Below are 21,058 nucleotides of genomic sequence, written 5' to 3'. Positions count from 1 at the left end.
ACGGACCGCATGGAGTTTCCACCACGCTACACCCGCCAGCTGTGAATTTTCTTCACAAGCAGCATGACGCTTCACCGGGTTCTCCGTGCCGGGGATCGGCCACTAGCATCCCGGCTCTCAGCAGGAGTGCGCAGTGATGGGCCGTTTCACCGGCAAGGTCGCGATGGTCACCGGTGCAGGCTCCGGCATCGGAGCCGCGAGCGCGCAACGTCTGGCGGAGGAGGGCGCCGCCATCATCCTCGCCGACCGCGACGAACGCTCCGCCAGCCGCGGCGCCGAGGCGCTGGTGGCTGCCGGCCACGACGCCTTGGCGGTCACGCTCGATGTGACGGACAGCCAGAGTGTCGGCCGGTTGGCCAGCCTTGTCACCGACCGGTTCGGCCAGCTCGACGCCCTCGTCAACAATGCCGGCATCCATTTCGGCGGGACATTTGCCGCGACCGATCGCGGTCACTGGCGCCTGCTGTTCGCCGTGAATGTCGACGGCGTGATGGAGGTCTCGCTGGCCCTGCTGCCTCTGTTGCGGCTGGCGGGCGGGTCGGCTGCGATCGTCAATGTGTCGTCGATCTCCGGCCTCGGCGGCGATTTCGGCCAGGCCGCCTATGCCACCAGCAAGGGTGCGATCACCCACCTCACCCGCAGCATGGCGCTCGACCTTGCCGCTGACGGCATCCGGGTGAACGCGGTGTGCCCCGGCTCGGTGCGCACGCCGATGTTCGAGGCCGCGATAGCAAAGCTCGACGCGGCGAAGGTCGAGGAGACCTTCGCCCGAACCTATCCGATGGGCCGCATTGCCGAGCCGCGGGAGGTCGCGGCGGTCATCGCCTTCCTCGCCTCCGACGACGCCTCGTTCGTCACTGGCGTCAATCTGCCGGTCGATGGCGGCCTCACCGCCCATAACGGCGCGCCGCGATTCGACGGCGTCTGAGCGGCTGGTCCGTAGTCGCAGGAACGCGCAGTGACGAACGCTGACTCCCTCTCCCCGTCGGGGAGAGGGTTGGGGTGAGGGGTCTTCGCGGCTCCGCAATGATGCGCCCCCTCACCGACCCGCTACGCGGGCCACCTCTCCCGTCAAAGTCGGATGTATTCGACTTTGACCCTTTGCGAGGCTGAACTCGGCAACAGCCGAGTTCAGCGGGGGAGAGGGAATTACGAGCCTTCTCGCCATCCAGCCAGCGGACATGACATGATGTTTCGACGATTGTTCCTGGGCCTCGCGCTCGCCTTTCTCGCTACTGCCGCGGCGCGGGCCGAGGAGGTCGGCGGCACCCGTTGGGTCGCCTCGTGGGCGGCGAGCCCGCAGCCGCGTTGGGACGGCGACTTCCCGCTGCCCGTGCTTGCGCCCCCGTCGCTCTGGAACCAGACCGTGCGCCAGCGCGTCCGCCTCAGCCTCGGTGGCACGCGCATTCGCCTCGTGCTGTCGAACCGCTATGGCGACACGCCAACCACGATCGGAGCCGCGAGCGTTGCGCGTGCCGGCACGCTGCGTCCGGTGACCTTCGGCGGCAAATCATCGGTGGCCATCCTGGCCGGAGCGAGCGCCGTCAGCGACGCCGTCGAACTCGACGCGCCGGCCTTGTCCGAACTTGCCGTCAGTCTCTATTTTCCCCAGCCGACCGCGATCTCGACCTTCCATTGGGAGGGCCTGCAGACGGCTTCCATCACCGAGGGCGATCTCACCGCGCAGGCGGATTTCGAGGCGTCGACCACGACCACCACCCGCATCGTCCTCAGCGGCGTCATGGTCGAGGCGCCAGTTGCGGCCGGCACCATCGTGGCGTTCGGCGATTCCATCACCGACGGTGCCGCCTCGACGCCCGACGCCAATCATCGCTGGCCGGATTTCCTCGCGGCGAGGCTGGCGCCGCTCGGGCTCTCGGTGGTGAATGCCGGGATCTCCGGTGCCCGGCTGCTGCGCACGCGCATGGGCGAGAGCGCGCTCGCCCGCTTCGACCATGACGTCGCGAGCCTGCCGAATGTGAAAGCCGTGGTGGTGCTGATCGGCATCAACGACATCAGTTGGCCCGGACATGTCTTCGCGCCCGATCTGACCATACCGACCGCCGCCGAGCTGATCGACGGCTACCGGCAACTCGCGGCTTTGGCGCATGCCCGCAACATCCGCATCATCGGGGCGACGCTGACGCCCTTCGAAGGCGCGCTCAAGGATACGCCGTTCAAGGGCTATTACACGCCGGAGAAGGACCGGCTCCGGCAGGAGATCAATGCGTGGATCCGCGCCAGCGGCGCGTTCGACGCCGTGCTCGATCTCGACGCGGCGCTGCGCGATCCCGACGATCCGCTGCGGCTCCGTCCCGACTTCGATTCCGGCGACCATCTCCACGCCAGCGACGGCGGCAACCAGGCGATTGCCGATGCGATCGACATCGGCGTGTTGCTGGGGCCGCGGTGAGGGGTCGGCGCCGCCGCCTCACGCCTCATGCACCTCGACCACCTGCATCATGCCCAGCTCCTCATGGTTCATCATGTGGCAGTGCAGGACATAGCGGCCGGTGAAATCGAGGAAGCGGGAGCGGAACACGATGCGGCCATTGCGCGGCACCACCACCGTGTCGCGCCACACCGGCTCGGCCAGCGCCTGCCCGTTCACCGATATGAGCTGGAACGGATTGGTGTGGATGTGGAAGATGTGGTCGTCGGTGTGATCATTGATCACCGTCCATTCTTCCACGGCGCCGAGCGGGATGCGGTGGTCGACCCGGTTCGGATCGAAGCGCTGCCCGCAAATGAGGAAGGCGAACTCCTGGTAGTTCGCTGCCGGCGGGAATTCCGGCTCATCCACCGTCAGCGTTATCTCCCGCCGATTGGTCACCTCCTCGCCGCCGATCGGCTGGAACGGCGCGCCGCCGAGCGTCGCCGGCAATTTCATCTGCATCGGTTCGCCCTCGACGATCAGCCGGGCGAGCGGGCCCTGCGGCGACGGATAGCCCTGGTCACTGGCGATGGCCCGCAGCGCATAGCTGCCCGCCGCGCCGGCCTGCACCAGGATATCGGCGCGCTGGCCGGGCGCCATCAGCAGGCTGTCATTGCGATCGATGCGCGGACAGCGGAGCCCGTCACAGGCGATGACATGCAGGCCATGGCCTTCGAGCGCGATATTGAAATTGTTCTCGTGCCCGGCATGGAGCACCCGCCAGCGCTGCACCTCGCCGGGGCGCATGCGGATCGCAGGTTCGCGCTGCCCGTTCACCGAGAGGAAGCGCGGCACCGCCTCCGGCCACACCGTATCGTAATTCTCGATCGCGCCGCGATGGTCGAACAGCACCTCGTTCAGGATCAGCACGCGCTCGTTGGCCGCCGTGATCTCGGGGATATCGTCGAAGTCCCCCTCGATGATCAGCGCGCCGGCCATACCGCTGGTGAGCTGTATGTCGGCGCTGCCATGCTTGTGCGGATGATACCAATAGGTGCCTGCGGTGTGGTCTTTGGGAATCGCGATCTCGATGTCGTAGCCTTGGCCGGGCTCCATCACCCGGAAGATGTTGTCGGCGATGCCGCTCGGGCTCACATGCCCGCCATGGAAGTGGAAATTGGTCGAGTTGAACTGGTGCGGCAGCGTCATGTCGAGCGGCGCCGGGTCGGTGTTCGGCGGCAAATCATTGATGAGGCGGATGCGCAGCACGTCGCCCCGCTTTACCCGCAAGGTCGGGCCCGGCAGATCCTGCTCATAGCTGCGCAGCGACAATCGATAGCCGCCAAGATCCTTGTAGGTATAGGCGACACGCAGGCGGGTCTTGAGCTCCCCGTTTGCCGAGCGACGCACTTGCGGCTCGATGAGCGGCGCGTACTTCTCGAACGGCGCCCGCGGCACCCCGAGACGGCGCGCCGCATGGCTCTCCATCTCCATTGCGGCAGCGTCTGAGGCATCGCCGCTGGTGATGGCCAGCCCGATCAGGCCGGGCACCATGGCGCAGGTGCCGACAGCCGCGCCACCGAGCAGCACGGAGCGGCGCGACGGCAGCCTGCCGGAACGCGCGTCGGTCGGTTTCATCGTGCCCCCCATCGCCCGGCCTCCAACCCGAGATTGCCGAGGCGAGAATGACAATCAGTCAAATACCACCGGGTCGCAATGCGCGGTCTGGCGGCGCCGGCTGAAATATTTGCAGGCGCGTCTAGCTTGCGGCGTTCTGCAGGACGTTGCGCAGATCGTCGTCGAGCTTGCGGGCGACCGTGTCGACGGCGTCGTCGCCAAACTGGCCGAAGGTCGAAGCCGGCCGATCATACTCGAAGGCAACTTCGCCCTCGGGGCTCTCCCGCAGCAGCACCCGGATGGGCGCGTAGAGGCCGGCCGAGATCCTGTGCCGGGTCATCAGCGACGCGGTGTGCGGGTTGCCGATGTCATATTGAATGGCACGCCGCGGCGATCCGGCGATTGCCAGGATCGCACCGTGGTCGCGCTCGCCAAAGATCGAAAGCGGGGCCGCAGCTTCGAGTTCCTGGCGCGCCTGATCGACCAGGCCTTCACGGAGCAGCGGCAGGAAGCCTTCATCGAGGCGCGGAAGCAGCGTTTTGAGTTTGGCCCGCACGGTCGCGAAGCTGTTGCCTGATCGGATCGTGACGTGTCCAACCATTATTTCTTCTACGGATATGTTGCTGCTGGTCATGAGAGTAGCTTTTCATCCTTGGAGAGAGTTTGGTCATCCCGGGAGTTCTCCGAAGACGACCGGCTTCAGTTCCGTTGGCGCAATTCGCCCGGCTCGACCCGCATGGCGGCACGTGCCTGCACAGCGTCAGCGCACTCTTCGAGGCAGGCTCGAATGGCCATGCGGACCCATTGCCGACATCTTGCCGGTTCTGCTGGCGACGAGGCGAAATCTTCCCTCTGTTCAACCACATCAAGTGTCGACGAGTTCAGATCCCGACGTCTTCTTGCGGGAAAGTGGATGTAGAACGCCCCATGTCAAGCGCGGGCCCGGGCCGCCACCGCTGGCGATCGTGTGATTTCGGAAGTGTCGGTCTGTCCGGAAAGCGAGGCGTCGATCCGCGGTCCATAACCTCCGGCGCAAGGAGACGTCGCATGAGCCCGATCAACGATACCGGCCTCGGCTGGCAGGTTCTGACAAGCAAGCGGCCCGGCCTCACCCGCGGCTTGCCGCCCGGAAAGGAAGATCTGGCGTGGGTCTCGAATTCGGCCACGCTGATCTTCGGGCAGAAGGACGCGGTCCTGGTCGACACCTTCCTGACCCTGGACCAGGACAAGTTGCTCGCTGACTGGGTCGCTGCGAGCGGCAAGAACCTGACCGCCATCTATGTCACGCACGGCCATGGCGACCATTTCTTCGGGCTCGGCCCACTGCTCGAGCGCTTCCCGCAGGCGAGGGCGCTCGCCACGCCCGAGATCGTCGCGGCCATGGAACGCAATCTCTCGCCCGACGTGATCGAGAATTTCTGGCGCAGGCTGTTCCCCGGGCAGATTCCCGAGCGCCTCATCGTCGCGGAAGCGCTTTCGGGCGGGGAGCTTGAACTGGAAGGCCATCGGCTGGTCGCTATCGACGCCGGCCACTCCGACATCGAGCGCTCGACCTGCCTGCACGTTCCCTCGATCGGTCTCCTGGTGGGCGGTGACGTCGTCTATAATGGCATCCATCCCTATCTCGCCGAGACCGATACAGAGAGCCGGCTGGAATGGATCGCCACGTTGGACCGGCTGGAGACGCTGCAACCGAAAGCCGTGATCGCGGGACACAAGATCCCGGAAAATCCCGACGACCCGCGCATCATCGGTGAGACCCGGCAATATCTTCGCGATTTCAATCGCCTCGACGCGACGACATCGACCGCCCGCGAACTCTACGACGCCATGCTGGACATATACCCGAACCGCGCCAACCCCGGCTCGCTCTGGGGCGCCGCAAACAAGGCGAAAGAATTGGCCAAGGCGGCGAAATAGCCAATTTACCAGACACCCGCAGCAATGAAGGAAGACAAGTCATGATGATGAACAGGCGTACGTTCTCCGCCGCCCTTGTTGCAGGTGCGGCGGCTTCGCTGATCTCTACCCGCGGCATGGCGGCCACCGCCGCGCCGCCCAAGGCGCGCAATGTCGTCCTGGTGCACGGGCTGTTCGCCGACGGATCATGCTGGTCCGAGGTGATCGCGCGCCTGCAGGCCGCGGGGCTCAATGCGACGTCCGTGCAGAACCCGCTGACGACGTTGCCCGAAGCGGTCGCCTCCGCGCAGCGCGTGCTGGCGCGGCAGGATGGCCCGACGGTTCTGGTCGGGCATTCCTTCTCCGGGATGATCGTCACCGAGGCGGGTGTGCATCCCAATGTCTCGGCTCTCGTCTATGTGGCGGCGCGGGCGCCGGATGCCGGCGAGGACTACACGGCGCTGGCCAAGACCTTCCCCACGCCGCCGGCCTCCGCCGGCATCGTCTTCGACGGTGACGAAGGCCGTCTCACCGAGGAAGCCTTCCTGCGCGATTTCGCCGGCGACATCCCGGAAGCGAAGGCGAAGGTGCTCTATGCGGTACAGGAGCCGTTCCAGAAGGCGCTGCTCACCGGCAAGACCACGCAGGCGGCCTGGCGCTCGAAGCCGAGCTTTTATGCGGTCTCGACGGAAGACCGCACCATCAATCCGGATCTCGAACGCTTCATGGCCAAGCGCATGGGCGCCAAGACCATCGAGGTGAAGTCGAGCCACCTCTCGCTGATCTCGCATCCGGAGGAGATCACCAACCTGATCCTTGAAGCCGCCGGCCAGCGCTGATCGACGAACCGCTATGGACAGACAAGGACAGGAACCATGAAGCGTTTCGGATCGGCCGCCTGGAGCGGCAATCTGCGCGAGGGCAAGGGTGCGGTCTCGACCGAGAGCCGCGCCCTGGAAGGCTACCCCTACAGCTTCTTCAGCCGCTATGGCGAAAAGTCGGGTACCAATCCCGAGGAACTGCTCGGCGCCGCCCACGCCGCGTGCTTCGCCATGTCGTTCGTGCGCATTCTTGGCATGAACGAGTTCGAGCCCGAGCAATTGGACGCGCGCTCGCAGGTCGAGATCGAGAAGGAGGGTGATGGCTTCATCATCCCGCACGTACATCTCTCGGTGACGGCAAAAATACCTGGCATCGACGGGGACACCTTCCAGGCGCTCGCCGAACGGGCAAAGGCGGGGTGCCCGGTGTCCAAGCTCATGAACACGAATATCACTTTCGAAGCCACGCTGATCGCGTGAGAAGCGGGCCGCCGGGCGCTAGAGCATCTCCCGATCAGATGGAATCATCTGATCGAAGAGGAATTGCTCCAGCCTATAGAATCTAGAGCACTCATCTGTCGTTCGGATGTTTCCATCCGAACGGAAAGGGCTCTAGGCTTTGCTGTCCGCCTGCAAGCCATGGAGCGTGGTCGCCACCGCGGTGTCGAGCGGGGTGTGCGGCTCGCCTCCCAGCACGGCGACGAGGCGCTCGTTGCCCATCCGGAGCGGCGTGTCCCACAGATACTTCATCTCCGCGAGCTCGCGGAACAGCGGGTAGAATGGCTGCCCCAGGCAAACCACCAGCCAGGGAAACCGGCGTACCGGCAATGTGGGCGCCTTGAGCACCCGGCGGATCGCATCGACCATCATCGTGCCATCCGCATCCCAGTGACCCGCCATGTGGAAGGTCGCGAAATCATCGAGCGACCCGCATTCGACCAGGCGCATCATGGTCTCGGCGACATCCGGCAGATACGCCCATTGGTGCCCGATGTCCGGTTTGCCGGGATAGCTGATCGAGGTCGGGCGCCGGCCCGGCTTCACCAGGCCTTGCGAGAACCAGTTGTTCGCGGCGCGCGGCCCGAAAAAGTCGCCGGCCCGTACGATCAGGCTGCGCGCCCGGCCGGCCTCGGCCTCCTTGTACAGCCGCCGCTCCATGGCGGCGCGGATCCGGCCCTTGCGCGTCACCGGATTCTGCGGCGAGGTCTCGTCGGGCGTTGGCAGCGCGTCCGGTCCGTAATTATAGACCGTCCCGGGCAGCACGATCCGCGCACCCGTGCTGCGGGCGGCGGCGATGCTGTTGTCCAGCATCGGCAGCACCAGCTTGTCCCAGTCCTTGTAGCCGGGCGGATTCACGGCATGAACGATCAGGTCGGCGCCTTGCGCCGCCGCAGTGACGTCCTCGGCGACGAGCGCGTCGCCGCGCCGCCAGTCGAGGCCGTCAACCCCGGCCATTGCATCCGCCTCGCGGTGCAGCGCCCGGACCGTCCATCCGGTGCGTTGCAGCCGCCGCGCCAACTCGCCTCCGATACCGCCCGTGGCGCCGAGCACAAGTGCTGTCCTGCCTTCCATCGCCGTCTCCCATCGCTGAGGCGGCAGGGTTATCCGATCATCGTTTGAATGAAATTGTCCAAAATCATGGAGTCACTATACGTAAATATATGAACGATGAGCCGAGCTGGGATCTCTACCGCACCTTCCTCCATGTGCTTCGGGAGCGCTCGCTGTCCGGTGCGGCGCGCGCGTTGGGCCTGACCCAGCCGACCGTCGCCCGCCATATCGACACGCTGGAGGCGGCGGTCGGCTACGATCTGTTCCTGCGCACGCAGCGCGGCCTCGCGCCCACGGATGCCGCGATCGAGCTCGGCACCTACGCGCAATCGCTCGCCTCCACCTCCGCCGCCTTGATGCGGGCGGCGTCCGGCCATGCCAGCGAGGTGCGCGGCGTGGTGCGCATCAGCGCCAGCGAGGTAGTCGGCATCGAGCATTTGCCGCCCATCCTGGCGCGGCTGCGCGCGCTGCATCCCGGCCTCGCGCTCGAGCTGATGCTGTCCAATTCTGTGGAGGACCTGCTGCGGCGCGAGGCCGACATCGCGGTGCGCATGGTCGAACCGGCGCAGGACGCCCTGGTGTCCCGGCGCGTCGGCACCATCCCGCTCGGCTTCCACGCCCATCGCGACTATGTCGCCCGGCGTGGAGTACCCGCCTCGATGGAGGAATTGTCCAGCCACGATCTGATCGGCTTCGACCACGAAACGCCGGCGATCCGTGGTTTCCTGAAGCGCTATCCCGCCATTCAGCGCGGCAGCTTCGCGCTACGCACCGACAGCGACGTGGCGCAACTCGCGGCAATCCGCGCCGGTTTCGGTATCGGCATCTGCCAGGTTCCGCTGGCAGCTCGCTCGCCCGATCTGGTGCGTGTGCTCACTGAGGCATTCAGCCCGGAGCTCGGCGTGTGGATCGTCATGCACGAGGATCTTCGCTCCAGCCCGCGGTGCCGCGCCGTGTTCGATGCCCTGGTCGAGGGCATGGCGCGGATCGGCTGAGGAAACAGTCGTCAGGCTTCGAACGCCGCCCGCGAGGCGTGCCCACCCTTGGCCGCCCGGTCTCGCTTCAAGGCCTTGTCGATGCACGCGATCATCGTGCCGCCGTCGAACGGCTTGCTGAGGAAGCCGATCGCGCCGGCCGCGTCGACCTGCTGACGGATGCGTTCCTCGGGAAACGCCGTCATGAAGATTACCGGAACGTCATTACCGTTCTTGAGCAGGTAAGCCTGCAACTCGACGCCGGACATCCCCGGCATCTGTACATCGGTGATCAGACACGACGCGTCGCGCGCATGCGGCGAAAACAGGAATTCTTCCGCCGAAGCAAACGTGCTCGTCGTCATTCCGATCGACCGTACCAGGCTCGCGGTGGCGAGACGGACCGATTCATCATCGTCGATGATCGCCACCATCGGATACTTGCCCAATTCGAGTTCCTCTAACTGTGATTGCGTGATTTCGTCACGCTTGCATCACCGCAAAATGACCCGAACCGTCCTGGATTTGAATCATACACTGGTTTGCTTTTGCTAGGACTTTGGCGCTTTTGCCTACGATTTGCCGCTGGCCAGGCCCAGCCGTTCGGCTGCCCGGACCAGATCGGCGACAGAGCGCACCGCCATCTTTCGCATGACATTTCCGCGGTGGATCTTCACCGTGATCTCGCTCAGTCCCAACTCGCCGGCGATCTGTTTGTTCATGAGCCCCCTCACCACATGGGTCATGACTTCCTTCTCGCGCGCGGTCAGCGTCTGGTACAGGCTTGAGAATTCCTGCATCGCCTGGTCGGTTTCCCAGCGCTTGCGGTCCGCCTCCAGCGCAGCGTAGACCGCATCAAGCATGTCCTGGTCGCGGAACGGCTTGGTCAGGAAATCGACCGCCCCGGCCTTCATCGCCCGCACCGACATCGGAACGTCGGCATGGCCGGTCATGAACACGATCGGCATGCTGATACCGGACTTGCCGAGCTGGTTCTGGAAGTCGAGGCCGCTCACGCCGGGCAGGCGGATGTCGAGCACCAGGCAGCTCGGCGTCTGCGGCAGCTTGCTCTGCAGCAGCTCCGGCGCCGAGCCGAACAGCTTCACATCGAGCCCGACCGAGCGGAACAGACTGCTCAGCGCGTCGCGCAGCGAGGGATCGTCATCGACGACATAGACGACCGGGGCCGGTGTCGCCCCCGCGGCGGTGCTTGTCTTGGAGACGTCGATCATGCGTGCACCCCTTCCAGCAACGGCAGCTCAAGGACGAAACAGGCGCCGCCCTCGGGCCTCGGCGCGGCGGCGATGCGCCCGCCATGAGCTTCGATGATCGAACGGCAGATCGACAGACCCATGCCCATTCCATCCGTCTTCGTGGTGTAGAACGCCGTGAACAGGCGGTCCGCGGCTTCCGGGGCGATCCCCGGTCCGGTATCGCCCACCTTGAGCGTGGCGATCTTGCCGCCGCTGTCGTCGAGCCTGGTATTCGAGACAACAGTGAGCGTCCGCGGCCCATTCCTGGTCGTGGCCATCGCCTGGATGGCATTCACCACCAGATTGAGCAGCACCTGCTGGAGCTGGATGCGGTCGCCAAGCACGCGCGGCGCGGGAGAGGCGAGGTCCACGACCAGTTTTATCCGGTGCCGGAAGATCTCGCGTTCCACCAGCGGCAGCACGTCGTCGACGATGTCGTTCAGATCGAGCTCGACACGCTGCGGCACGTCCTTGCGGGCGAGCGCCCGCAGCCGGGCGACCACCTCGCTCGCGCGCCGGCCATTGCTGATCATGCGCTCTACCGAGAGCTGGACCTCGCCGAGCTCCGGCTCGTCGCGTGACAGCCAGCGCAGGCACGCCTCGCCATTGGTGACCACGGCGGCCAGCGGCTGGTTGACCTCATGGGCGATCGAGGCGGTGAGCTCGCCGAGCGTGGCGACGCGGTTCACGTGCGAAAGCTGCGAGCGCGCCTGGTGCAACTGGTCCTCCGCGCGCTTGTGCTCGGTGATGTCGCTGTTGGTCTCCATGGTCGCCACCAGCCGACCCCGCTCGTCGCGCTGCAAGGACCAGCGGCTGGTGACGGTCAACTCCCGGCCGTCCCGCGTCCGGTGGCCGAGTTCACCCTGCCAGCGATCGGTCGAGCGGAGCTGTTCGTCGATCGCCTCCCGCGCGATCGGAAACCGCGTGTTGAGAAGTTCGGTCGCGCGCCGGCCGATCGCCTCCTCCCGCCGCCAGCCGTACAATTCCTCGGCGCCAGCGCTCCAGTAGGTGATCACGTCGTGCATATCCCGCACGAAGATCGCGTCATGCGTCAGGTCGAGCAGCGCGGCCTGCGAGCTCAGTTCCTGCGTCGCCTTCTGGTTCGTCACCGTGAGGAAGGTGGTGATGGCGATGACGCAGAGGCTGATCACGCAGCGTATGGCCGGCGAGCCCGGCTCCATGTTGCCATGGACGATGAGGTAGCTCAGCACGGCCAGGAACATGCATATGCCGCCGACCGCGAGCACGCCCTTGCGATTGAGGAACCCGGCCGAGACCAGCACGACCACGACGTAGAGGACGGCAATCGCGATATCGAGCTTGGTGAAGGTGTCGATGAAGAAGATGCCGGACGCGACCGCGAGCGGCAGGATGGCATAGAACCATGCACCCGATCGTGTTTTCGCCACTGTCTGGTTCGACATGCGCCATGCCTTCGGAAGCGCAACCTCGGCGGGTTCACCGGGGCGCGCATTGATCCCTGCGAGCTTGTCCATCGCTATAGCCGATTTTTGTTCCCTGGGGCGATGGGTGACCCGCTGGTGACAAGGCATGCGCTCCACGCCGCCGCCATCGAGGTGGCCGGAAATGATCCGTCACCTTTGCCAGCAAGCGTCAGCAGCATCTTTCCAGTTCGCACGGCAGCTTTCCCAAGCGTACGCGGAACTTGTCCCAAACGTACGCACATCGCGTCCGGAGCGACCCTATACCAAGGTATGCGCCGGCCAGACGGACGATGTACGGCCCGAAACACTCGTAGAATGGAGCCGTGAGCCTGCGGAACTATTCTGTACCCGGTTTTCAGTGTTGGGCTGCGTTCGCGTACAGCAGCGATCACTGTCGTATGACTGGAATTCTCGACGACGAGCATTCCACGACACTGTTCGCACCGCTGCTTTTCGGACGCTCACCTGACACAAGCGGTCCAGGAGGCATGAAGCAATGGCGGTCCAGGCGCTCCCCTCATCACCTCGAACATCACCGCCGGCCTGGTTTGGCGGCGAGGGGCGCCCACGCCGGATCGCGCCGCTTCCTGATTGGCGGTTGAGCCGCGTGGTCGCCTATGTCGAGGCCAACCTCGCCGAGCCGATTTCGCTAGCCGATCTCGCTGTCGTCGCAGGCATGAGCCGGATGTACTTCGCCAGCCAGTTCCGCGCCGCCACCGGCCTGAAGCCGCACGACTATGTGCTGCGCAAGCGCATCGAGCGCGCCCAGCATCTGCTGAGCGGCACCAGCGAGGCGCTGGTCGAGGTCGCGCTGGCCGTCGGCTTCCAGACCCAGGCCCATTTCACCACGGTCTTCAAGAAGCTGGTCGGCGCCACGCCGCGTCGCTGGCGGCGCCAGCCGCGCCCGCTCCGTGAGGAGAGGCCGCCCACCGTACCCGTCAAGACCATGCCTGAACCAGCCTTCGCCTGACATTCCAACAAAGGAGTGGCACATGCCCTCGCGGTCCCTGAACGATATATTCCTCGCCTTTCGCCCGGTGCGTTCGGCCACGCTCACCGCGGTCTATTCCGGCCGGGACATGATCTCGCGCAAGCTGGACAGGTTCGCCACGCTGGCGGACCTGGCGGACATGCTGCCGGCCCGCAGCCGCCGTTCCAGCGGTACGCTGACCTATGTGCGCGTCGTGATCGACAACGGCCCGCATCGCCGTCGCGGGCTGTGAGCGGACTGTTGCTGAGGTGACCGACGCGCTGCGCTTTAATTCCCTCTCCCCGTCGGGGAGAGGGCGCGGTCGTCGCTGGGAGGCTGGTTTGGCGAAACCAAGTCCGCCCCTGCCGGCGATGTGCGCCGGCAGGGGCGGGTCTCTATCGATCCGTTAGCACGCAGATCGCTCAGTGCGTCGAGCGAGCGTTGCCTTCTTCCTGGAGGCGGATCGCAGTGGAGCCGTTGTCGGCAGCGCCGCGGTCGTACGGGAGGGTGGCATTGCGGCCTTCATAGACCGGCTGCTGCTGCTGCTGCTGAGGAACCGGGCGAGCACGGTGCCGGGTCGCGGCATCGGCATTGGCGAGCGGAAGAGCAGCGAAGCCGAGAGCCAGAATAGCTGCGGCAATCTTGCTGGTGGCCATTATCTTTCTCCTAATTTGCGCCCCGCAATCGCGGCTGGCTTGTTGGTGCCCTTAAGTTAGGGAGAAGGACTGCCCGATTGAATAAATCCGTCGTCTATCAAACTGAGCGATACAGATAGCCGGCCTATACCGAAGGATGATATCCCGGCCACGGCGGTTTCAGAGGTCAAAACACCTATCTAGTAAGTTGTAAATATATGTCTGGATTAAATTCCTGTAATATTTGACAACATACCAAGGTTTACCTCCCGCATACATATCGACGACGACTATGCCAACTTGGCGTGATGTATGTCGACATGCTCGCCGCTATCTTCTCACCGTGATCGTCGGCTTTGCCATGCTCTATGGACTGCTGGTGATGCTTGTCGGCTGATGGAGACTCGGTATGGGTATCGTCCGGTTCGCGCTCAGGTTCCCATATACATTCTACGTCCTTGCGGCACTCATTGTCTTTCTTGGCGCGACCGCGATTCGGGCGACGCCCACCGACATCTTCCCGCAGATCGACATCCCCGTGGTGACGGTGATCTGGCAGTACACCGGCCTCACCACGCCGGAAATGGAAGAGCGGGTCACCACCTACAGCCAGTATTCCATCAGCTCGAACGTCAACGGTATCAAGGACATGGAAGCGCAGACCCTGAACGGTCTGTCGCTCACCAAGATCTATTTCCAGCCCGACGTGAATCTCGATCTCGCCATCGCGCAGATCGTGTCGGCGACCAACGCCATCCGCGCGCTGATGCCGCCGGGCATCCAGCCGCCGATCATCGTCCAGTTCAACGCCTCGAGCGTGCCGGTGCTGCAGATCAGCCTGAGCTCGCACACGCTCAACGAACAGCAGCTCTATGATTACGGCATCTACCGCGTGCGACAGCAATTGGCGCCGATCCCCGGCATCACCTTGCCGACGCCGGCCGGCGGCAAGTATCGCCAGATCATGGTCGATATCGATCCGAACAAGCTGCTGGCGAAGGGACTGACGCCGCTCGACGTCGTCAACGCGGTCAATCTGCAGAACCTGACCCTGCCCGCGGGCACCGCGAAGATCGGCGACACCGAGTACACCGTCCAGACCAATGCGACGCCGGCGACGATCGCCGATCTCAACAACATCCCGATCAAGGTCGCCAACGGCGCGACCGTGTTCGTGAAGGATGTCGGCCAGGTCCATGATGGCTGGCAGGTGCAGCAGAACATCGTGCGCGAGGACGGCTCGCACTCGGTGCTGCTCAGCATCATCAAGAACGGCAACGCCTCGACGCTGGACGTCGTGAACAATGTGCGCGCGGCGCTCAAGACGCTGCAGGCCACCGCGCCGCCGGGCCTCGAGATCAACGCGCTGCTCGACCAGTCGGTGTTCGTGAAGAACTCGATCACCGGGGTGCTGCGCGAAGCCGGCATCGCGGCCGGGCTGACAGCGCTGATGATCCTACTGTTCCTCGGTTCCTGGCGCTCGACCATCGTGGTGATGGTGGCGATCCCGCTGGCGATCCTCACCTCGCTGGTGGCGATGTACTTCCTCGGCGAGACGCTCAACACCATGACGCTCGGCGGCCTCGCGCTCGCGGTCGGCATATTGGTCGACGATTCCACCGTCACCATCGAGAATACCCATCGCCTGCTCACCGAGGAGCGCATGCCGCTGCCGCAGGCGACGCTTCATGGCGCGGCGGGCATCGCCATCCCGACACTGGTGTCGACGCTCGCCATCTGCTGCGTCTTCACCTCGGTGGTGTTCCTCGACGGACCGGCGAAGTACCTGTTCACGCCGCTCGGCCTCGCCGTGGTGTTCGCGATGCTGGCCTCCTACGGCCTGTCGCGCACGCTGACCCCGATCATGATCGGCCTGCTGCTCAAGGGCGAGCACCATGGCGAGCCGGGCGCGCCGTCGCGCGGCATCTTTGCCCGTTTCCATGCCGGCTTCGAGCGGGTCTTCGAGCACATGCGCAGCGGCTATGTCGGCCTGCTCCATGTGCTGCTGCGGCGGCGCGTGATCGTGCCGGTGTTCGCAGTCGCCGTGCTGGCGCTTGGCGGGGTCCTTTCCGTCTATGTCGGACGGGACTTCTTCCCGGCCATCGATGGCGGGCAGATCCAGCTTCATATCCGGGCCCCGGCGGGCACGCGGATCGAGACCACCGAGCAGATCTTCCAGGCGGTCGAGGACAAGATCCGCGCGGTCATCCCGGCGAGCGAACGCGAGCGCATCGTCGACAATATCGGCCTGCCGGCGCGGTCCTATAATCTCGCCTTCACCGACGGCTCGACCATCGGCCCGAACGACGGCGTGATCTTCGTCGAGCTCAAGGAAGGCCACCAGCCGACGGCCGATTATATCCACAAGCTCCGCCAGTTGCTGCCGGCGGCGTTTCCGGAGGACATCTTCTATTTCCAGCCGGCCGACATCGTTACCCAGATCCTCAATTTCGGCCTGCCGTCGCAGATCGACGTGCGCACCGTCGGCTATGACCGGGTCAATAATCTCAAGGTCGCCAATGAATTGCGCGATCGTATCGCCGCCATTCCCGGCATTGCCGACGCCCATATCCAGCAGGAGGCGGACTCCCCGGCGCTCTATGCCGATATCGATCGCACGCGTGCCGCCCAGCTCGGGCTGAACGCCAACTCCATCGCCAACAACCTCAATGTGAGTCTCAGCTCGTCGGAGCAGGTGTCGCCGAACTTCTGGACCGACCCGACGTCCGGCATCCCCTATTACATCGCGGTCCAGACCCCCCAGCGCGAGCTGAGCTCGATCGGCGATCTCAAGAGCACGCCGGTTTCCACCACCGTCTCGCCGAACGGCGATCCGATACCCGGCATGCTCAGCAATGTCGCGACGGTGAAGCGCGAGAGCCTGCCGGCCAATGCCAACCAGAGCAATATCCAGCCGGTCTATGAGGTCTATGCCAGCACGGAAGGGCGCGATCTCGGCTCCGTGTCGACCGAGATCTCCAAGATCGTCAGCCAGGAGCAGGCCAAGCTCGCGCCGGGCAACAACATCCAGGTGCTCGGCCAGATCCAGAGCATGAACAGCTCGTTCCGCAATCTCGGCATCGGCCTGCTGTTCGCCGCGGTGTTCGTCTATCTGCTGATGGTCACCAACTACCAGAATTTCAGCGACCCGCTGGTGGTGATCCTGGCGTTGCCGGCGACCTTCTGCGGCATCCTCACCATGCTGTTCATCACCGGCACCACGCTGAACGTGCCCTCGCTGATGGGGGCGATCATGGCGGTGGGCGTGGCCTCGGCCAACTCGATCCTGCTCGTCACTTTCGCCCGCGAGCAGCAACTCGCCGGCAAGACCGCGCTCGAGGCGGCGATCGATGCCGGCCACACCCGTATCCGCCCGGTGCTTATGACGGCAGCGGCGATGATCGTCGGCATGCTGCCCATGGCGATCGGCGGGGCAGGGGAGGAGCAGAACGCTGCTCTCGCCCGTGCCGTCGTCGGCGGCCTGCTGTTCGCTACCCCCGCAACCCTGTTCCTGGTGCCGTATCTCTTCGCGCTGCTGCAGACGCGGCGCGACGGCAAGGCGGCCCATGGCGTGTTCGAAGAGGACCCCACATGAGCGACCTGAAAAACAGCGACCCTGAAACCACAGGCCCGGAGAACAACGACCCCGTTCCCGAGGCCGTGGCGCCCCGCCGCCGGGGCTGGAGCGGGCCGATATTCGGCCTTGGCGTGGTGCTGACCCTGACCTGCGGCCTCGCCTTCGGCGCGCGCGGCTACACCATGCGGCAGGACCAGGTGGCCGCGACCGCCGCCCATGACCGCGACCTGGTGCCCAGTGTCCGGGTGGCGACGGTGAAGGCCAGCGGCGACGAATCGGTGGTCACCCTGCCGGCCACCACCTCGGCTTTCGCAGCCGCCAATATCTTTGCGCGGGCCAGCGGCTATATCGACAAGCGTAATGTGGATATCGGCGATCGGGTGAAGGCCGGCGAGCTGCTGGCCGAGATTACCGCGCCCGAGCTCGACCACCAGATCGCCCAGGCACAGGCCACGTTGGCGCAGAACCAGGCCGCGCTGCACCAGGCGCAGGCGAACATGGAACTCGCCAATGTCACCAACCAGCGCGACACCCCGCTGGTGAAGGATGGCTGGGTGACGAAGCAGCAGGGCGACACCGACCGGCTGACCTTGCAGGCGCAGCAGGCTGCGGTCGGCGTGGCGCAGGCCAATATCGTCGCCCAGCAGGCGCTGCTCCAGGTGCTGAACCAGCAGAAGGCCTATCAGAGCGTGGTCGCGCCGTTCGACGGCGTCATCACCCAGCGCAACATCGATGTCGGCAGCCTGGTACAGGCCGACACCACCACCGGCACCTTCATGTTCACCATCATGCAGGCCGACGTGATCCGCACCCAGGTCTATGTGCCCCAGGACGAGGCGTTCGGCGTCGAGCCCGGCATCGAGGCGGTGATCCGCGTGCCGGAGCTGCCGGGCCGGACCTTCCCGGGCAAGGTGACGCGCATTGCCGATGCCATCCAGCCCGACACCCGCACCTTGCTGACCGAGGTCGACGTCCCCAACAAGGACGGCGCGCTCCGGCCCGGGACATACGGCACCGTCGAACTGCACATTCCGCGCAAGACGCCCTCGCTGCTGGTGCCGGCCGAGGCGGTGGTCTTCAACAGCCAGGGCGTGCATGTCGCGCTCATCGCCGACGGCGCGGTGCAATTGCGCAAGGTCTCGATCGCCCGTGACCTCGGCACGCAAGTGGAGCTGAGCGACGGCGTCAAGGCGGGCGACGAGGTGGTGCTCAACCCGTCCGTCGACCTCGCCCAGGGCCGCAAGGTCCAGGTGCGGCCAGAGACCGAGGCCAAGCCGGCGGTGAGCTGAGACCTACCCCGCCGGATCGAGCAGCCCGAAGAACGCGACCAGGATCAGCACGCCGGCGCCCAATGCGAGTTCCGCATAGGTGCCGGCGCGGATCCTGACGATGGCACGATCGGGCTGTTTCCTTATGTCCGGCACGAAGACATAGCGATTGACCAGAGCGAGGCCGGTCATGCCGGCGACCAGCACGATCTTGGCCGCCAGCAGCATCTGGTAGGGCGAGCCGGGGTCGAGCGGCCAGCGCCCCAGCACCAGGAACGTGTTGACCACCCCGCTCGCAATCACCAGCGCCACTGCGACATGGCCGGCCCGGGAAAAGCGCCGCAGCGCCACCGCGGCCTCCTTGCATTCGGCGGGGTCGCGCAAGCGGGTGAGGCAGGCCGGTAGCAGCAATAGCGAGCCGAGCCAGAAGCCGCCCGACAGCAGATGAACCGCATGATTGAGGACGTGGACCACACCGCGTGGCGTGTCGCCGTCCATGGCGGCGTGGCCGCCAAGGGCAAGGCTGGCGAGCAGCAACGCGGCGAGGGCGGTGCGGACCCTATCGGCCGAGGGCCACAGCAGGCTCGCCGCCAGCGCCAGGGCAAGCACCAGCCGGACCAGCCAGACGCTGCCGATCGCGGTGCCGAACAGCAGGACCGAGAGCGTCCCGCTATCCAGCGCGCTTTGCCAGGATCCGATGGTGGCGGCCTCCAGCGGCAGCCAGGCAATGGTGGAGCCCAGCGCAAGCAATGCTGCGGCATTGACAGGCCCGGTCGAGGCAAGGGCCAGCTGCCGGCCGAGCCGCCCCGGCGCGAGCCAGGCCGTGAATGCGCCGGCGCCATAGGTCGCGATGACCCCGGCGTAGAAACACAGCCGGCACAACGCCAGTGCGGTCTGCGGATCGATCAAGGCGAGACGGTGAAGTGATAAATGCCGTGCGTGGTGTGCCCATCCTTGGAGAGCGCGTGCCACTCGACGGTATAGGCGCCGGCGGCGAGCGCGCCATTCAGCGGGACGCTTATCTGCTTGTCATCGCCCGGCGCGAGCGTGGCGGTGCCGGTCGGCACGATATGGCCGTCCGCGGCCTTCAGCGAGACGCCGCTGAGACCGATCTCAAGGCCTTCCGAGAAGCCGAGCGACAGCGCGGCCGGCGCGCTGGTCACGACGGCGTCGGCGGCGGGCGTCTCGGCCTGCAAATGGGCATGGGCGCAGGCCTCGCCGGCAGAGAGCAGGCTCCCCGCCAAGGCGAGCACGGCAATGGTCGGCTTCATCATGGGAAGTCCTCAGGGATCAGACGTCGCTGCCAAGCTGGCGGCGCACTTCGTCGGCAATGGGGTGTAGCACTTCGGGCGTGGGTGGCCCGACCAGGCTGTAGCCGACGCCGTTATCGGCCCAGGCATAGCCATTGACGCCGTCCTGCGCGTGCGGCGCCATCGGCGCGTCCTGCTCGGTCGCCATCAGACGGGCCAGCATCACCAGCCGGGTGCCGTGGTCGTCGTCATACATGAACAGCGCCGCCGGGCCATGGGGGGTGGCGACGACGCGCCCGCCCATGAAGCGATAGCCGGAAGCGGCGAGGTCGGGCACCCGGAGGGTATGGCCGAGCCGCCGTGACGCCCAGTCGACGAACTGCGTGCGCTCCGCCGCCCGCATCTCCACCGGGCGGACACGGTCGGGCGCATAGACCGCATAGCTCTCCGCCGCCTCGCGGGCGAGCGCGGCAATGCCGCTGGAAGGGGGTTCGCTGCGCCCGCGCAGCGTCCAGCCGCCGCCGGCACCAACGCAGAACAGCGCGACGGCCGCCACCATCGCCCAGCGCGGTAGGGCGGGAGGGCGCTTTCGGGCTTCGATCATGGCGGCGAGATTGAACTCCGGCGGCACCGGTTCCTCGACCACCGGCGCAAGGGCGGCGCGCAGCAAGTCGCGCTGCTTGCGATAGCCAGCGATGCGCCGCGCCGCCTCAGGATGGGCGTCGAGATAGCTGGCGACCTCGGCCTGCCGCACCGGATCGAGTTCCTGGTCGACGAAGCCATTGAGGTCGTCGTCGGTGACCAGGCGGCCCGTCATTTCACTCTCCGCAGCCGCGCCGGCGCAGCCACGTCCCGCTTCGGCTCTTCCGACATCATCTTCAGCAGCTTCTCCCGGGCGCGCGACAGGCGCGACATCACGGTGCCGACTGGAATGTCGAGCACCTTGGCGGTCTCGGCATAGGAGATGTCCTCCACGGTGACCAGCAACAGCACGCTGCGTTGTTCTTCCGGCAGTCGGGCCAGCGCCGCAAGCAATTCGCGGTAGCGCAGCCCCTCCTCCTGCGAGGGAGGGTGGGCGAGGGCACTCTCGTCCGCTTCCTCGAAGGCGACGAAATAGCGATTGGTGGCGCGGCTCAGGCGGGTCATGGCCAGGTTGTGCAGGATGGTGAACATCCAGGTGCGCGGATCGCCGTCCGAGCGGCGCTGGTGCCAGCGGCCGATGGCGCGTTCGAGACAGTCCTGCACCAGATCGTCCGCCGCCGTGCGGTCGCGCAGCAACGCACGCGCATAGCGGCGCAATGGTGGGATCAGCGGCTCGATGAGACTGACCATGTCGGTCGTCATGGCGATGTCCGGCGAAACGGTTGCGGGAAGAAGCCGCCCTCGATCGCGCGAAAGCGCGGCGGAGGGCGGCTGGCCTTTTC

21 protein-coding genes are annotated in these 21,058 nt (G+C 65.7%); 10 read left to right on the top strand and 11 right to left on the bottom strand.

The genetic code is table 11. The annotated features are described in order from the left end of the window. Positions 1 to 136: 136 nt before the first annotated feature. On the top strand, positions 137 to 928 hold the full coding sequence (locus G3545_RS11450; RefSeq protein ID WP_170012654.1) for an SDR family oxidoreductase: 792 nt from the start codon (positions 137 to 139) through the stop codon (positions 926 to 928). Positions 929 to 1,189: 261 nt separating this feature from the next. Further along, positions 1,190 to 2,413 carry an SGNH/GDSL hydrolase family protein gene (locus tag G3545_RS11445; RefSeq protein ID WP_246702783.1) on the top strand — a complete coding sequence of 408 codons (1,224 nt, stop codon included), beginning with the start codon at positions 1,190 to 1,192 and terminating at the stop codon, positions 2,411 to 2,413. Between the two features lie 18 nt (positions 2,414 to 2,431). On the opposite strand, the gene G3545_RS11440 is transcribed toward G3545_RS11445, so the two are convergent. Both G3545_RS11440 and G3545_RS11435 read right to left on the bottom strand, forming a co-directional pair. Then, positions 2,432 to 4,012, bottom strand: a complete 1,581-nt coding sequence (locus tag G3545_RS11440; RefSeq protein ID WP_246702782.1) for a multicopper oxidase family protein — start codon at positions 4,010 to 4,012, stop codon at positions 2,432 to 2,434. A 121-nt stretch (positions 4,013 to 4,133) separates the two neighbouring features. Beyond that, positions 4,134 to 4,625: a DUF302 domain-containing protein gene (locus G3545_RS11435; protein ID WP_170012648.1), complete on the bottom strand. Its 492-nt coding sequence runs from the start codon at positions 4,623 to 4,625 to the stop codon at positions 4,134 to 4,136. A gap of 413 nt (positions 4,626 to 5,038) precedes the next feature. Between G3545_RS11435 and G3545_RS11430 the strand changes: the two genes are divergently transcribed. From G3545_RS11430 to G3545_RS11420, 3 genes are read left to right on the top strand one after another with little or no spacing between them, the layout of a single operon-like run. After that, positions 5,039 to 5,911 carry an MBL fold metallo-hydrolase gene (locus G3545_RS11430; RefSeq protein WP_170012646.1) on the top strand — a complete coding sequence of 291 codons (873 nt, stop codon included), beginning with the start codon at positions 5,039 to 5,041 and terminating at the stop codon, positions 5,909 to 5,911. A 41-nt stretch (positions 5,912 to 5,952) separates the two neighbouring features. Further along, positions 5,953 to 6,729 carry an alpha/beta hydrolase gene (locus G3545_RS11425; protein ID WP_170012644.1) on the top strand — a complete coding sequence of 259 codons (777 nt, stop codon included), beginning with the start codon at positions 5,953 to 5,955 and terminating at the stop codon, positions 6,727 to 6,729. A 36-nt stretch (positions 6,730 to 6,765) separates the two neighbouring features. Beyond that, on the top strand, positions 6,766 to 7,191 hold the full coding sequence (locus G3545_RS11420) for an OsmC family protein (RefSeq protein WP_170012642.1): 426 nt from the start codon (positions 6,766 to 6,768) through the stop codon (positions 7,189 to 7,191). 132 nt (positions 7,192 to 7,323) lie between these two features. On the opposite strand, the gene G3545_RS11415 is transcribed toward G3545_RS11420, so the two are convergent. Continuing rightward, positions 7,324 to 8,283 (bottom strand): NAD-dependent epimerase/dehydratase family protein, encoded by a 960-nt coding sequence (locus G3545_RS11415; protein WP_170012640.1) that lies wholly within the window; start codon positions 8,281 to 8,283, stop codon positions 7,324 to 7,326. 89 nt (positions 8,284 to 8,372) lie between these two features. Between G3545_RS11415 and G3545_RS11410 the strand changes: the two genes are divergently transcribed. Further along, positions 8,373 to 9,257 carry a LysR family transcriptional regulator gene (locus G3545_RS11410; RefSeq protein ID WP_170012638.1) on the top strand — a complete coding sequence of 295 codons (885 nt, stop codon included), beginning with the start codon at positions 8,373 to 8,375 and terminating at the stop codon, positions 9,255 to 9,257. An 11-nt stretch (positions 9,258 to 9,268) separates the two neighbouring features. On the opposite strand, the gene G3545_RS11405 is transcribed toward G3545_RS11410, so the two are convergent. The 3 genes from G3545_RS11405 to G3545_RS11395 all read right to left on the bottom strand — a co-directional run bounded on the left by G3545_RS11405 (position 9,269) and on the right by G3545_RS11395 (position 11,913). After that, positions 9,269 to 9,670 (bottom strand): response regulator, encoded by a 402-nt coding sequence (locus tag G3545_RS11405; RefSeq protein ID WP_170018027.1) that lies wholly within the window; start codon positions 9,668 to 9,670, stop codon positions 9,269 to 9,271. Between the two features lie 138 nt (positions 9,671 to 9,808). After that, complete coding sequence (locus G3545_RS11400) at positions 9,809 to 10,468, bottom strand: response regulator transcription factor (RefSeq protein ID WP_170012636.1); 660 nt, start codon at positions 10,466 to 10,468, stop codon at positions 9,809 to 9,811. Next, on the bottom strand, positions 10,465 to 11,913 hold the full coding sequence (locus G3545_RS11395) for an ATP-binding protein (protein WP_170012634.1): 1,449 nt from the start codon (positions 11,911 to 11,913) through the stop codon (positions 10,465 to 10,467). The genes G3545_RS11400 and G3545_RS11395 overlap by 4 nt, the downstream gene beginning before the upstream one ends. A gap of 628 nt (positions 11,914 to 12,541) precedes the next feature. Here G3545_RS11395 and G3545_RS11390 point away from each other — a divergent pair. Both G3545_RS11390 and G3545_RS11385 read left to right on the top strand, forming a co-directional pair. Continuing rightward, the gene (locus G3545_RS11390; protein ID WP_348644656.1) at positions 12,542 to 12,904 is read left to right on the top strand and encodes an AraC family transcriptional regulator; all 363 of its coding nucleotides are present in this window, start codon (positions 12,542 to 12,544) and stop codon (positions 12,902 to 12,904) included. 22 nt (positions 12,905 to 12,926) lie between these two features. Further along, positions 12,927 to 13,157, top strand: a complete 231-nt coding sequence (locus tag G3545_RS11385) for a hypothetical protein (protein ID WP_170012630.1) — start codon at positions 12,927 to 12,929, stop codon at positions 13,155 to 13,157. A gap of 169 nt (positions 13,158 to 13,326) precedes the next feature. On the opposite strand, the gene G3545_RS11380 is transcribed toward G3545_RS11385, so the two are convergent. After that, positions 13,327 to 13,560 (bottom strand): hypothetical protein, encoded by a 234-nt coding sequence (locus tag G3545_RS11380; protein WP_170012628.1) that lies wholly within the window; start codon positions 13,558 to 13,560, stop codon positions 13,327 to 13,329. Between the two features lie 388 nt (positions 13,561 to 13,948). On the opposite strand from G3545_RS11380, the gene G3545_RS11375 reads away from it, so the two are divergent. Together G3545_RS11375 and G3545_RS11370 are read left to right on the top strand one after the other, a co-directional pair. Continuing rightward, positions 13,949 to 17,134 carry an efflux RND transporter permease subunit gene (locus tag G3545_RS11375; protein WP_170012626.1) on the top strand — a complete coding sequence of 1,062 codons (3,186 nt, stop codon included), beginning with the start codon at positions 13,949 to 13,951 and terminating at the stop codon, positions 17,132 to 17,134. Then, entirely contained in the window at positions 17,131 to 18,405 is a 1,275-nt protein-coding gene (locus G3545_RS11370) for an efflux RND transporter periplasmic adaptor subunit (RefSeq protein WP_170012624.1), read from the top strand. Before G3545_RS11375 ends, G3545_RS11370 begins: the two co-directional genes overlap by 4 nt. A 3-nt stretch (positions 18,406 to 18,408) precedes the next feature. Here the strand turns inward: G3545_RS11370 and copD are convergent, their stop codons facing one another. From copD to G3545_RS11350, 4 genes are read right to left on the bottom strand one after another with little or no spacing between them, the layout of a single operon-like run. Continuing rightward, the gene (gene copD / locus G3545_RS11365; RefSeq protein WP_170012622.1) at positions 18,409 to 19,293 is read right to left on the bottom strand and encodes a copper homeostasis membrane protein CopD; all 885 of its coding nucleotides are present in this window, start codon (positions 19,291 to 19,293) and stop codon (positions 18,409 to 18,411) included. Beyond that, entirely contained in the window at positions 19,290 to 19,658 is a 369-nt protein-coding gene (gene copC, locus G3545_RS11360) for a copper homeostasis periplasmic binding protein CopC (protein WP_206151417.1), read from the bottom strand. The genes copD and copC overlap by 4 nt, the downstream gene beginning before the upstream one ends. Positions 19,659 to 19,674: 16 nt before the next feature. Beyond that, complete coding sequence (locus tag G3545_RS11355; RefSeq protein WP_170012620.1) at positions 19,675 to 20,451, bottom strand: anti-sigma factor; 777 nt, start codon at positions 20,449 to 20,451, stop codon at positions 19,675 to 19,677. After that, the gene (locus G3545_RS11350; RefSeq protein ID WP_246702781.1) at positions 20,448 to 20,978 is read right to left on the bottom strand and encodes a sigma-70 family RNA polymerase sigma factor; all 531 of its coding nucleotides are present in this window, start codon (positions 20,976 to 20,978) and stop codon (positions 20,448 to 20,450) included. Before G3545_RS11350 ends, G3545_RS11355 begins: the two co-directional genes overlap by 4 nt. Positions 20,979 to 21,058: the final 80 nt, after the last annotated feature.

Origin of the sequence: Starkeya sp. ORNL1 (genome assembly GCF_012971745.1) — a bacterium.
Taxonomy (GTDB): domain Bacteria; phylum Pseudomonadota; class Alphaproteobacteria; order Rhizobiales; family Xanthobacteraceae; genus Ancylobacter.
The sequence above is the reverse complement of the archived record's forward strand: the minus strand, read 5'-3'. Positions and strand labels throughout refer to the sequence as shown.